The organism is Roseibium sp., assembly GCF_965232425.1.
GTDB lineage: Bacteria > Pseudomonadota > Alphaproteobacteria > Rhizobiales > Stappiaceae > Roseibium.
The window spans coordinates 2,328,479-2,341,404 of sequence record NZ_OZ246971.1 but is presented as its reverse complement, the minus strand read 5'-3'; the positions used below and the strand labels follow the sequence as shown (position 1 = coordinate 2,341,404).

Annotated in this window: 9 protein-coding genes; all 9 read right to left on the bottom strand. The window is 61.6% G+C overall.

Annotated elements, in window-relative coordinates; translation table 11 throughout:
- Nucleotides 1–120 precede the first annotated feature (120 nt).
- The 9 genes from ACO08A_RS10590 to ACO08A_RS10550 all read right to left on the bottom strand — a co-directional run bounded on the left by ACO08A_RS10590 (nucleotide 121) and on the right by ACO08A_RS10550 (nucleotide 12,692).
- Nucleotides 121–1,059, bottom strand: a complete 939-nt coding sequence (locus ACO08A_RS10590) for a GNAT family N-acetyltransferase (RefSeq protein WP_422041739.1) — start codon at nucleotides 1,057–1,059, stop codon at nucleotides 121–123.
- A gap of 294 nt (nucleotides 1,060–1,353) precedes the next feature.
- Nucleotides 1,354–3,759 (bottom strand): response regulator, encoded by a 2,406-nt coding sequence (locus ACO08A_RS10585; protein ID WP_422041045.1) that lies wholly within the window; start codon nucleotides 3,757–3,759, stop codon nucleotides 1,354–1,356.
- Between the two features lie 198 nt (nucleotides 3,760–3,957).
- The gene (trpS, locus tag ACO08A_RS10580; RefSeq protein ID WP_422041044.1) at nucleotides 3,958–5,037 is read right to left on the bottom strand and encodes a tryptophan--tRNA ligase; all 1,080 of its coding nucleotides are present in this window, start codon (nucleotides 5,035–5,037) and stop codon (nucleotides 3,958–3,960) included.
- Nucleotides 5,038–5,157: 120 nt separating this feature from the next.
- Entirely contained in the window at nucleotides 5,158–6,720 is a 1,563-nt protein-coding gene (murJ, locus tag ACO08A_RS10575) for a murein biosynthesis integral membrane protein MurJ (RefSeq protein ID WP_422041043.1), read from the bottom strand.
- A gap of 32 nt (nucleotides 6,721–6,752) precedes the next feature.
- Nucleotides 6,753–9,587, bottom strand: coding sequence for a [protein-PII] uridylyltransferase (locus ACO08A_RS10570; RefSeq protein ID WP_422041042.1), 2,835 nt, complete (start codon nucleotides 9,585–9,587; stop codon nucleotides 6,753–6,755).
- Nucleotides 9,588–9,788: 201 nt separating this feature from the next.
- Nucleotides 9,789–10,160, bottom strand: a complete 372-nt coding sequence (locus tag ACO08A_RS10565) for a helix-turn-helix transcriptional regulator (RefSeq protein WP_319384897.1) — start codon at nucleotides 10,158–10,160, stop codon at nucleotides 9,789–9,791.
- A 4-nt stretch (nucleotides 10,161–10,164) separates the two neighbouring features.
- A complete protein-coding gene (locus ACO08A_RS10560) occupies nucleotides 10,165–10,734 on the bottom strand; it encodes a Smr/MutS family protein (protein WP_422041041.1) in 570 nt (189 codons plus the stop codon).
- A gap of 3 nt (nucleotides 10,735–10,737) precedes the next feature.
- Nucleotides 10,738–11,859, bottom strand: coding sequence for a murein transglycosylase A (locus tag ACO08A_RS10555; RefSeq protein ID WP_422041040.1), 1,122 nt, complete (start codon nucleotides 11,857–11,859; stop codon nucleotides 10,738–10,740).
- 107 nt (nucleotides 11,860–11,966) lie between these two features.
- On the bottom strand, nucleotides 11,967–12,692 hold the full coding sequence (locus ACO08A_RS10550) for a Tim44/TimA family putative adaptor protein (RefSeq protein WP_421980503.1): 726 nt from the start codon (nucleotides 12,690–12,692) through the stop codon (nucleotides 11,967–11,969).
- Between the last annotated feature and the right edge of the window lie 234 nt (nucleotides 12,693–12,926).

Sequence of the window (12,926 nt, the reverse complement as noted above, 5' to 3'; positions counted from 1 at the left end):
CGGCTCGTGCCGGGTTCCCCGGGATGATCTTAAATTGCGGCAATTTAAGGGGGCGTTAAGGCTTGACGCCAACTGGCTTACGCCATGCCCGGCGAAGGACCGCTCTATTGGAAGACCGGATCAGGCGCCATACCGGCTGGCATCGGCGCCGTAGTAATTCACGTAGCGCGTATTGAGATGCGTTACGGGCACGATGATGAGAACGTCCGTGGTGCCGAATTGCTGATCGACCACCGCGCCATCGCCGATGAACGCGCCAAGACGCAAATAACCCTTCACCAGCGGCGGAAGCGCGCGCAGTGCCGCACGTGCATCGACGGCGTCAGCGGGCATGCGGTTCATTTCAACATAGCGGTCCGGCACGGCCCGGACGCGCCATTCTTCCGGCGCGCGGGCATTGTGGTGCAGAAAGGAAAGCCGTTCGGCGAGCGTATCGGGATCGGTGCCGGCGATGGAGGCGCAGCCGAGAAGGACGTCGATCTTGTGGCGCAGGACATAGGACCATATTCCATGCCAGAGCAATTCGACCGTCTTCTTGTTGCGATAGGGCTTGAGCACGCAGGAGCGCCCCAGTTCCAGAAAGCGTTTGTCGGGATTGGCGTCGACAAGTTTCTGTATGTCGAACTCGCCCGCCGTGTAGAAGCCGCTGTGCTGATCCGCGACTTCCTGGCGCAGGAGACGGTAGGTTCCGACGATTTCCGGCTTCAGCCGGCCGAGCTTGTTGCGCTTCAGGGAGGCGTGGTCGACGACGAGCAGATGGTCGCAATAGGCATCGAAGGGGTCCGTATCGCGGCGGGTTGCCAGCGTATGCGCGTCCGCGATCGCCGACATTTCCTCGTAGAAAACGTCATAGCGCAGCCGCTGCGCCTTTCTGACTTCCTTGAAGTTCCGGGCCAGGCGGACTTCGAGCGATCCGATGCGCCCGAGCGTGTCCCCGGTTTTGACCGGGGTTCGCTGCGGATGCGAAGGGCGGGCGGCACCCGCCGCCGGTGACCCGGTCCGAAATCCGGGCGTGAACCTGCGTACAAGCTTCCTCGGAGAAAACAGTCCCTGCCGCATGATCGACATTCCACCCTCTTGCATTCCGTTCTGGCACTCTAACGAGAATTCACAGGTTAAGGCCTGTCTTTTATGTGTGGTTTTCTTCGCCGGAGTACAAACCCCGTCGCTGTTCAGCGCGCGTTGACCGTGCCGTAGAACACACTATTCCGACAACCGCATGACACCCGGGTTTTTCCGGCAAACCTGCCGCATCCAGCTTAACTTAATCCGGGAATTTTGTGAAATTTCCCGCGGGATGACGGCGAATCGGTCCCGGCCTCAACCGTTGTTCACCCGTTCCGGCTCATCCCGTCAGTCCCGGTTTATCGCGATCAGCGCCTCGGAGATCGATTCCACCGTGAGCGGCTTGGTGAGATATCCGGCGGCACCGACCCTTGCGGCCTTGTCGCGGGCGTCCTGCATCACGTCGGCGGTGACCATCAGGACAGGAACCGGCTTTTGACCGAGGTCCTGTTCGCTCGCCCGGATTTGCCGAATGGCTTCGAAACCGTCCAGGCCCGGCATGTGCAAATCCATCAGGATGGCATCGAACCGCTCCCTGGCCGCCTCCTCGACGGCTTTTTCGCCGTCGACGACCATGACCGGAATATGCCCGAGTTTGCGCAGCAGGGCTTCGCTTAGGAGGCGGTTGATATCGTTGTCTTCGGCAACGAGAAGCCGGAGCGGACGCGCTGGAGCATTGAAGTTCTGTATCGTCGTGTGGTCGTCGGCCGGCTCTGCGCTTGCGTCCCAGGCAAAGTCATCCGTCTGGTCGGCAAGCAAACCTGAAAAAATCTGGATCAGTGTCTCTATGCGCACGGGCCGGATCAGATAGGCGGCGTAACCGGCCGAACGCAACTGCACCAGCCTGTCGCGTTCAGGGGGCGAAATCAGCACGATTGCCGGTGCGTCACACCCTGTCAGGCGCGCAGATGCCAGCCAGCCGCCCGCGTCTGAAACCGCCGCGTTGTCGACAACGATCAGGTCCGCATCTGCAAGCGTGTGGTCCAGGTCGACGCTTCCGGGGACTTCAATGCAGACGTTTACCGCGTGAAACTCGAGCCGCTTCGCCAGCAGCGGACACTCGATGCGGCTGTCACTGACAAAGACAATCTTCTTGTTTCTGAAGCTGTCGAACCTGGGATCCATTTCGCTGCCGAGCGCCTCGGGAATCGGCAGCGATACCTTGAAGTGTCCGCCGCCCCAGCCTGACGGACGTGCCGTGATTGCGCCGCCCATCAGACCTGCAAGCCGCTGCGCGATCGCGAGCCCAAGTCCGGTCCCGCCGAATTTCCGCGCCGGACCGTGGTCCACCTGTTCGAATTCCTGGAAGATGCGCTCCGCCTCGGCGGCATCGAAACCGATGCCGGTGTCATGCACATCGATATCGAGATATGTGCTGCCAGACGGGTCGCTTCGCCCTGTCACTTCGACGGAGATGCCGCCCTCGTCGGTGAACTTGATGCCGTTTCCGATCAGGTTGTACAGGATCTGACGGACCCTGGTTGCGTCGAGGGTCACGGTTGCCGGCAGGCGCGGGTCGAGCATCGTGCCGATTTCAAGGCCCTTGGCATGGGCTTTCGGAGCCAGCAGTTCAACAACGCTTTCCGAGAGCGTCCCGACCTTGACCGGTGCGTTCTGGATTTCGAGTTTCCCGGCTTCGACCTTGGAAAAATCAAGAACTTCATCGATCAGGAGAAGCAGCGTTTCGCCGGATGTTTCCAGGGCCTCGATATAGGCGGCTTGCTCTTTCGTGAGACGCGTGTCCCTGAGCAGCGATGCCATGCCGAGAATGCCGTTGAGCGGCGTGCGGATTTCGTGGCTGACCGTCGCCAGAAAGCGGGACTTGGCCTCGTTCGAGTTTTCCGCCGAGTGGCGGGCGGCCAGCAGCTCTTCCTCGATAAGCCGCCGCTCGGTGACGTCGCGCAGCACGGTCTGCACCAGTTGCCTGTCGGTGGCCGTGTCCCGGACGGGAATGTCGATGCGCGAGAACCAGCGCGGGCCCTGGGCGGTTTGAATATGGAGATCCTGAAAGGTCGTGCGTCCCGACAGGGTCACGTCGGCTGGAGCCTGTTCGCGGACGCCGTCAGCGTCGATCAGCGGCAATTTCATGGCGGTGCCGGGGACAAGCTCGTGCAGGTCTCCGAACACGTCCTCTGCGGCGGAATTGACATACTGGATGATGCCCTCCGCGTCCCGCCGCACGACCACGTCCCCGAGCGTGGCAAGAATGCTTGCATGCCGCTCGTCGGATTCCCCCAGTTCCCAGGCCTTGTCCTCAAGCTCCTCGATCCGCGCCATCAGGCGTCTGATCTTGGCGTCCTTCGACTGGACCGCGGCAGCGGACCGGTGCATGTCGTCTGCGAACAGGCGCCAGAGCGCCAGCCCGCCGGCAAAAAAGGCAAGGCCGACCCCCAGAAATCGCGTGAGCCCATCGCCGGCAACCAGGAAAAGTGACGCCCCGAGGCCCAAAACGAGACCGGCGACGGCCAGATTTTGAAGGGCCTTGGCCGGCGCAGAGACGGGCCTGTCGGTCGCGCGGCGGCCCGGTCCCACGTCGGGTCCTGTTATCTCCTCCTGGGAGGCGTCGGTCGCGCTCAGGTCCGGCTCGGCTTCGTCCGGAAGCATGCGGCGGTTGCCGGAAATGCGCGATGTCTGCTCTGTTTCCAGGGGGGCGGTTTCAGCGCTTCGGGTCCGGTTGCCGGTCTGACGTGCCAAGGGACGGTCTCTCCAAATGGGTCAATCCCGGGAGAGTGCAGCTTAAACTTTTAGAAACCGTTTCACTGAGCGCATGTGGCGTGGAATTCCGGCATGCGGCGAAAGCGCTTTGCGCCGGAAACGCAAGTGGCCTGAATGGCTCTGCCTGGGCGGGAAACATGCCTTGCCCCGCCGGGTCTTGCGGGGCAAGGCGTTGTCTTATCGCACGTCCAGAAAGCCGATGATCTTGCGAACGTCTTTCAGCACCGGCTCGGCGATGGCGGATGCCTTTTCCGCGCCGGTCTTCAGGACCGAATCGATCTGGGCCTTGTCATCCATCAGCCGCCGCATTTCGTCCGTCATCGGCGACAGCTTGCCGACGGCGAGGTCCGACAGGGCCGGTTTGAAGGTCGAGAACTGCTGTCCGCCGAACTCCTTCAGCACGTCTTCCTTTGACGAGCCGTTCAGCGCCGCAAAGATCCCGACAAGGTTGTCGGCTTCCGGGCGGTTCTCCAGGCCGTCGACCTCGCTCGGCAGAGCGTCCGGATCCGTCTTTGCCTTGCGGACCTTGCGGGCGATCGTGTCGGCATCGTCGGTCAGGTTGATGCGCGACAGGTCCGAGGGATCCGACTTGGACATCTTCTTCGTGCCGTCACGCAGGGACATGATCCGGGTCGCCGGCCCGGCGATCATCGGTTCCGTCAGGGGGAAGTACAGCTGTTCGGGCAACTCGGGAGACGGTGTCGGATTGGGAACGCCGATCCCGAGATCCTTGATCCGGTCGCCGAAGTCGTTGTTGAACTTCGCGGCAATGTCCCGTGTCAGCTCTAGGTGCTGCTTTTGATCGTCGCCGACCGGAACATGCGTTGCACGGTAGGCGAGGATGTCGGCGGCCATCAGGTTCGGATAGGCGAACAGTCCGACGGAGGCGTTTTCCTTGTTCTTCCCGGCCTTTTCCTTGAACTGGGTCATCCGGTTGAGCCAGCCGATCCGCGCGACGCAGTTGAAGATCCAGGCAAGTTCGGCGTGTTCGCGCACCTGCGACTGGTTGAAGATGATCGACTTGTCCGGATCGATACCGGCGGCCATGTAGGCGGCGGTCACTTCGCGCGTTGCGTTGCTGAGTTCTTCCGGATCCGGGAACCCGGCCGTTATGGCATGGGAATCGACGACGCAGAAAATCGTCGGCATCTGGTCCTGCAGCGGAACCCAGCGGGACACCGCTCCAAGGTAGTTGCCGAGGTGGAGATTGCCGGTTGGCTGGACGCCGGAAAAGACACGGGGCTGGAACGCCGTCATTCTGAATCCCTTTATTGGTGCGGCCGGTTGGAAGGGCGCTGTGAAACTTTGGGCGCGCCGGGTGTAAGCCTGCCGGGCCAAGGATGCAAGCGGTATTGCGCGATAATCGTTGTTTGCCTGTCAGGTGTTGCGCCGTGTCAACGTCCGGAACATGCCTATGAGATCCGCGCCGCCGCTCACCTGTGCGAAAATCGCAAAGGTTACCACGCCGGTCAGCACGAGCAGGCCAAGGCTTGCCGCGCGGACGATCAGCCAGGACCCGCGGAGCGACGGTTCGAGCGCGATGGCTGCGAAGTGAATGGCCACGCCCATCAAGAGGCTAGCGACCAGCACCAGGACCAGCCGCCGCAAAAGCGCGAAATCGGGGACGAAATGGCCGCGCTTGTAAAGGACGACGATCAGCAGTCCCGTGTTGACCCAGCCCGCGATCGTCGTCGCAAGGGCGATGCCGACATGCTTGAAGACGGGAAACAGGGCAAGGGACAGGCAGACATTCACGGCCATGCCGACGGCGGCGAACTTCATCGGCGTTTTCGTGTCCTCGCGCGCAAAATAGCCGGGAGAGAAAACCTTGTTGAGCACGAAGGCCGGCAGGCCGAAGGAAAACGCCATCAGTGCGGCGGCGGTTCCGTCAACGGCAGCGGCGTCGAACCGCACCCGCTGGAACAGAACGGACACGATCTCATGGGGAACCACGGCCAGTGCGACTGCGGCCGGCAATGTCAGAACAAGGGAGATTTCAAGTGCGCGGTTGAGGCTCACCTGGTAGGCGCTGACCTCGCCGGCCCGCAATTGGCGGGTCAGGCTGGGCAGCAGGACGACGCCGATACCGATTCCGATCACGCCAAGGGGCAACTGGTAAAGCCGGTCGGCGAAATAGAGCATCGCGTTTGCACCGTCCTGCAGCGAGGCGATGATCGTGCCGACCGCGATATTCAGCTGGGTGACGCCGCCTGCAATGATCCCGGGAATTCCGAGAACAAGCAGGCGTTTTGCGGATTTCGTGTAGCGCGGCCGGAAAACCGGGATCCTGAAGCCGAGCCGTTTCAGGTCGGCGACAACCACCAGCAGCTGAACGATCCCGCCGAAAGTCACGCCCGCGCTCAGGATGATCCCGAGTTCCGTGTTGTCCTCCACGCCTGCGACCAGGATGCTGCCGAGAACGATGCTCATGACCACGTTCAGCATGACCGGCGCGAAGGCGGCGGCGGCAAAGCGCTGATATGTGTTCAGGATCCCCGCCAGGAAGGCAAGCATCGACATGAAAATCAGGTAGGGAAAGGCGATCCGCGCCATCAGGACGGTCAGGTCGAACTTGGCGCTGTCGGCGCTGAAACCTGGCGCCAGCCCCAGGACGACGAAGGGCATGAAGATCTGCGCGACCGCCGTCAGGGCCAGCAGGCAGAACAGCAGCGCCGCACCGATTTCCCCGGCAAAGCGCCGGGCGCCTTCGTCGCCCTCCTCTTCCACCGCCCGGCCGAACAGGGGAATGAAGGCGGAGTTGAAGGCGCCTTCCGCAAACAGCCTTCGAAACAGGTTCGGCAGGCGGAAGGCGACGGCAAAGGCATCCGCAACCGGCCCGGTCCCGACCGCCGCGGCGAGCAACACGTCCCGCACGAACCCGAGGACCCGGCTCAGCATGGTCGCACCACCGACCGTGGTGAAGTTGCGGACAAGGCTCATTCAGGCAGCGCTCCCGGGATGATATCCGACATTCAGGACGCCTGACGCTGGACTTTACGGGAGACAGGCGCGGCCGGATCCAGTTCCAAACGTCCCTTGACCGCATCGGTGAGGCGTTCGCGGATGATTTCCTGGCGCCCGATATTGGAGATCTTCTGCCCGGTCAGATCGGTCACGTAAAATACATCGACTGCCTTTTCGCCGAATGTCGAGATGTGGGCAGAGCCGATATTGAGATTGAGCGTCGCGATGGAGCGCGTCAGGTCATACAGCAGTCCGGGTCTGTCGAGGCCGGAGATCTCCAGAACCGTGTATTCGTCCGAAAGCGCGTTGTTGACCAGGATTTCTGTTGCCACCTTGAAGGCCTTCACGCGGCTTTTCATCGTGTTTTTCTTGGTCACCGGTTCAGGAAGACGTTCATCACCCCTGAGAGTCGTGCGGATCAGCCGGGTGATCCGCTCGCCCCGGCGGCGTTCGTCATCATCGTCGGGCAATTCGCGCCCGATGAAGATGGTATCAAGCGCAAACCCGTCCGTGGTCGTATCGATCTGCGCGTCGACGATGTTGGCGCCCGTCGAAAAACAGGCACCGGCGATGATGGATAGAAGGCGCGGGTGGTCGGGCGCCATGATGTTGAGCTCGGTCACGCCCTCAAAGGCGCGCGGGATAACGTCGAAAGCGAGCCGTTTGCCGTCCTTGTCCGCCTTGCGCAGCAGTTCGGCATGTGTCAGCAGCCGTTCCGGCTCGGTCCTCAGCCAGTAGGCCGGGTAATGCCGCTTGAGATAGGCGGCCCTGTCCTTCTTGCTCCAGTGATCGAGCTTGGCCACGAGGTCGTTCTTGGCCGATTCGACGGCCTCCTTGTGCGACATCTTCGAATGCCCACCGGAAAGGTGCGGCTCCGTTGCGTAGAACAGCGTTCTCAGAAGCTGCCCCTTCCAGCCGTTGAAGACACCGGGGCCGACGGCGCGAATGTCTGCGACGGTCAGGATCAGCAGCATCTTCAGCCGTTCGAGCGACTGCACGGTCTGGGCGAAATCGGTAATGGTCTTGCGGTCGTTCAGGTCACGCGACTGCGCGATCGTGCTCATGTCGAGATGATGCTCGATCAGCCATGCCACCGTTTCGGTTTCCGCTTCGTTCAATCCGAAACGCGGACAGACCTTGCGGGCAACCCTCGCACCGGCGACCGAATGGTCCTCCGGGCGGCCTTTCGCGATATCGTGCAGGAACATCGCCACGTAAAGCACCTTGCGGTTCTGCAGCGTCAGGATCAGGTCTGTCGACAACGGGTGATCTTCACCGGAATTCCCGCGCTCGATTTCCGCCAGCACCCCGATGGACCGGATCAGATGCTCGTCGACGGTATAGTGGTGATACATGTTGAACTGCATCATCGCGACGACCTTGCCGAAATCGGGCACGAACCTGCCCAGGACCCCGGTCTCGTTCATCTTGCGCAGGATCGTTTCCGGCTTGTTGCGCGACGTCAGGATCGACAGGAACAGCCGGTTGGCCTCCGGATCGTTCCTGAGGCTGCTGTCGACCAGCTTGAGCGAATGCCGGATTAGCCGGGTCAGCTTCGGATGCAGGTTGTAGTCATGCTTTTCCGCGAGCTGGAACACCCTGAGGAGGTTGGCGGGCGCGGTTTCGAAGATCTTGTCGTTGGTGACGTTCAGCCGGTTGTTTTCGACGATGAAGCCTGGCGCGCCCTTGACCGGTTTGACGGAATCGGTGACGCGTCCGCTGCGCAGGCGGCGCATCATGCCGGAAAAGCCTTTCCCGCGCGGCTCCTTGACGTGCTCTTCCTCCAGCGCCGCGCAAATGATGCGGGTCAGGTCGCCGACATCCTTGGCGACAAGGAAGTAGTGCTTCATGAAGCGTTCCACGTCGCGCATGCCCGGATGCTGCGTATAGCCGAGCCGGATCGCGATTTCGCGCTGGAACTCGAACGCCAGCCTTTCCTCGGGACGTCCGGTCAGGAAATGCAGATGGCAGCGCACGGCCCACAGAAAATCCTCCGACTTTGCGAACCGGGTGTATTCGGAGCGTGTCAGGACACCTTTCTTGACCAGCTCCGACTGCTTGTCGACGCGGTAGTGATACTTGGCGATCCAGAAAAGCGTGTTGAGATCGCGAAGCCCGCCTTTTCCTTCCTTGATGTTGGGTTCGACGAGATAGCGCGATGTTCCCTGGCGCCGGTGCCGTTCGTCGCGCTCCAGCAGTTTCGCCGCGATGAACTCGGAGCTGGTTCCGTTCACGACGTCCGTGCCGAACCGCTTGGTCAGATCTTCGAAGAGGGGCGCGTCGCCCCAGATGTGGCGGGCTTCGAGGACCGCCGTGCGGATCGTCATGTCCGATCTGCTGAGCCGGATGCATTCATCGATGTTCCGGGTCGCGTGGCCGACCTTGAAGCCCAGATCCCAGAGCATGTAGAGGATATACTCGACAACCTGTTCACCCCACGGGGTCTGCTTGTAGGGCAGGATGAAAAGGAGATCGATATCCGACCCCGGAGCGAGTGTCCCGCGGCCGTATCCGCCGACGGCCGCCACGGACATCCGCTCGGCTGCGGACGGGTTCTTGACCCGGTAGACATGCGAAACGGCGAAGTCGTAGATCACCCGGATCAGCTCGTCCTGAACGTGGGAGAGGCGGGCCGCGCACAGCAGGCCGCCGCCGTCTTCGTTCAGTTTTTCCTGGACGCGGTCACGCGCCGTCTTCACCTCGGTCTTCAAAAGGCTCAGGACGGCCGATCTGACCTTGCTGTCCGATCCGTCGCCGTCGTGATCGCTCGTGAGTGCCTTCAGGCGGGATCGAAGGTCGTCCGCGTCGATCAGTCCGGCGAGTTCTTCCTGGCTGGCATGCATTGTCTTTTCGGCAATCCGTTCGGCAAATCAGAAGGTCAGGTTGGGTTACGAGTGCTGGTTATATAGGGATCGCACCATAAGGACACGTAAATCTGAAGAGACGGCTTCCGCATGGGAAAACTTGGCTGCCCCGGTGGTATCTGCCCGTGTTGCGGAGCAGTCTGCAACCGTGGTCGCGGCAGGAGAGCTTTCCAATCCGGTTCAAACGTCGTCTTTCGCTGCAGCCACCCGGAGCTGGTGCAGGAGACCGGCGAGCGAGTCTTCCGACAAGACATTGATTTTCAGGGCGAGCTGGTTGGCAAGTTCCGTGGCCTTGGGATGCATGCCGGCCGTGTCGATCGTGATCCGTGGGTCCGACAGTTCCGCCAGGCGCTGGATTTCTTCCGCTTCATCCCAGATCACGTTGAAATAGGTGATGATCCTTTGCACCAGAAACCAGGTCGGTTTGCCTCTCTTGCCGTGCTCGAGCGCGGAAAGGTAAGCGCTGGAGACGGAAAGTGCTGCCGCCATTTCCTTCAGGGAGACGCCCCGCTTCGCCCTGAGTTCCCGAATTTTTGCCCCTAGCGGTGTCACGGTCCTACCTTCTTTTTCGTATCCGGACGTAGAGCGCCCCTGCTCCACCGTGGCTCGCATGGGCCTCCTCGTAACCCAGGACCACCGAACGCATATCCGGCATGGCAAGCCACTGGGGTACCATTCTGCGTAAAATCCCGCGTTCGTCCATATAGGCCTGTCCCGGCCCCCCGCCTTTGCCGGTAATGACCAACACAACTTTGTGACTGCGGGCCTGCGCCTGGTAGAGAAATCCGCGCAGCCGGTCATGCGCCTGATACTGTGTCAGGCCGTGCAGGTCGATCCGTGCATCGATGGCCCGGACGCCCCTGACGATCTTCCGGCGGTACCGGGTCTCCAGCTGGTGTAGCGGCAGCAGGTCGGGCGCTTTCTTTTCCGGCGCGGGAGCCTTGATGGCTGTTGATGTGCGAGGCGTTTTCACCGCGGCGCGCGGCTTGTCTTCCTTCGCGCTTTCAAGTTCATCCTGAAGGATCCTGACCCGCTCCGGATCAAGAGGTGTGAGCGTCTTGGCGACCTTGCCCCAGAGTTCCCGGTCTTCAGGTGACAGGCTGCCCTTTTTCCCCCGCTTCGTCATCGTTCAGTCCGACACCGTTTCTGCTCCGGAGCGGACCGGATGGGGAACCAGAACCGTGAAAGTCGCCCTGTGCCGGATGTCGCCGGCAATCTCGCCGGCCCAGGGACCGGACCCTGTGAAGATGTCGCCGCGCGCGCGTCCCTTGATGGCCGAGCCGGTATCGTCGGCAACCATCAGCCGCGCAAAGGAACGGCCGTCCTTGTCCGGGTCCTTGAAGCCGGCTTCGACGAAGACAAAGGCGCCGTAGGGAAGATGTGCCGGATCGATCGCCAGGCTGCGGCCGGCAACCAGCGGCAGGCCCGCCGCGCCGACAGGGCCATCGTCCGGTCCGGCCTCCAGAACCTCGCGAAAGAAGATATATGACCGGTTCTCGCCAAAGAGCGCGTCGCGCCTCTCCGGATTGCGTGTCAGCCAGGTTCTGAGGCCGGCCATGGTGAAGTCTTCCGGCGTCCCCTCGCCGCGTTCGACCAGAAGCTTTCCGATGCCGGTATAGGGATGCCCCGTTTTGCCGGCATAGCCGACGCGCATCACGCTGCCGTCCGTCAGGCGCAATCGCGCCGACCCCTGCACGTGAATGAAATAGGCGTCGACCGGGTCGGCGAGCCAGACCAGTTCCAGATTTTCAGTATCCAGCGCGCCCGCCATGATCGAGGCCCTGTCCGGCATTTCCGAAAGACCCTTGTCCGTTCGGCGTCCGTGGCTGAGGTCCGGCGGCCATTCCGCCGGCCTGTTTTCCGTTGTGACAGCCTCAAGGCCGTCCGGTTTGCGGTGAAGCGGGACGGAAAAGTCGTCCGTGCGGACGCGGGAGGCGGTGACTTCCGGTTCGAAATACCCGGTCACGAAACCCGGTTCGGTGATCCGGTAGGCGGTAAAACGGGTCTCGAAGAACTCCCGCGCACCGGCTGGCGTTGCCATGTTCGGTCCTGCCGCAACATTGCAGAGCGAGGCCAAGTTTGCAGGATCATGGCCGGGGAGGTCGGTCGCGCCGAAGGAAACGGAATTGCTGCAAAACCGCTGGAATGCGGCGAGTGCCGGGTGCTGGTCGTCCTCTTCCCAGCCTGCCAGGTCACGGAAGTCGACTTTCTCGAAATGATCGGGCAGCTCCGGGCTTTGCGGCGTTGCCATGGCGGCTCCTGCAAAGAAAAGCGGCGCGGCCAGAGCCGCGCCTCTCAAATAGATGGAAAACCGGCAGGGCCCGCTGATCCCCGCCCACCGGACCGTTCGCGTCATCGTCACTCGGCGGATTCGGTCGCAACCAGTTTCCAGTTCGGATCGCGCGAATTGGTGTCGCGCGCGAAAGTCCAGATATCCACCACTTCGGTGACCTTGGCGGGATCGCCGTCCACCACTTCGCCCGCCTTGTCGCGCGTCGCTGAAATCAGCTGGCTGTGGATCTTCACCGTAACCTGGGCCACCGAGCCCTTCAGGGCCGCCTCGACGATTTCCGCCTTGTCGATGCCGACAAAGGTTGATTCGATCGTCTCGCCGCGTTTTTCCCGGTCATCGATTGCGCTCACGAAACCGTCGAAGACTTCGGGGGACAGAAGGTTCTTCAGGGCTTTCTTGTCGCCGTCGGCGAAAGCCATCACGATCATCTCATAGGCCGCGCGGGCACCGCCGAGGAACTCGACGGGTTCGAAGCTGCGGTCGACCGACAGGATTTGCTTCAGCGCGCTGTTGAGCGCCGAGCCTTCCGGAGCGACCTTGTCGATCACCACATCGCCGCCCTGGGGCTGCTGCTCCGCCATCATGTCGGCGGGCTGGTCACCCTGGTTCGGCAGGGGAATGACATTGTCCTGGCCGTTTGGCTGATCGTTCGTCTGTTCCGGCTTGGAATACGGGTCGAAAGGTGGCCGCTCGTTGCCCGTGCGTTTGCCGAGAACGGATCTCAGTCTGAACAGAATAAAAACCGCAAGTCCCATGAGGACGAGATTGAGTGGGTCGAAAATTTCATTCATCTTACGTTCCGGCTACCCTTTGGAGGCATTTGAAGCCGCCTCTTGCATGTTCAGCTGAAAGCCGCCTGCTCTCGATATCTGTTACCACCTTATTTAGGGGGCTCTTGAACCAGCATCCAGACCCGAGGGCAAGACTGAAAATTCCGCAATGGTTATCTTTCCTGCGCGCGGCTGCTCGCATTTCTGTGATCGAATGTCTAGATTGCCTTAAAATAACTTATCAGACGATGGAGG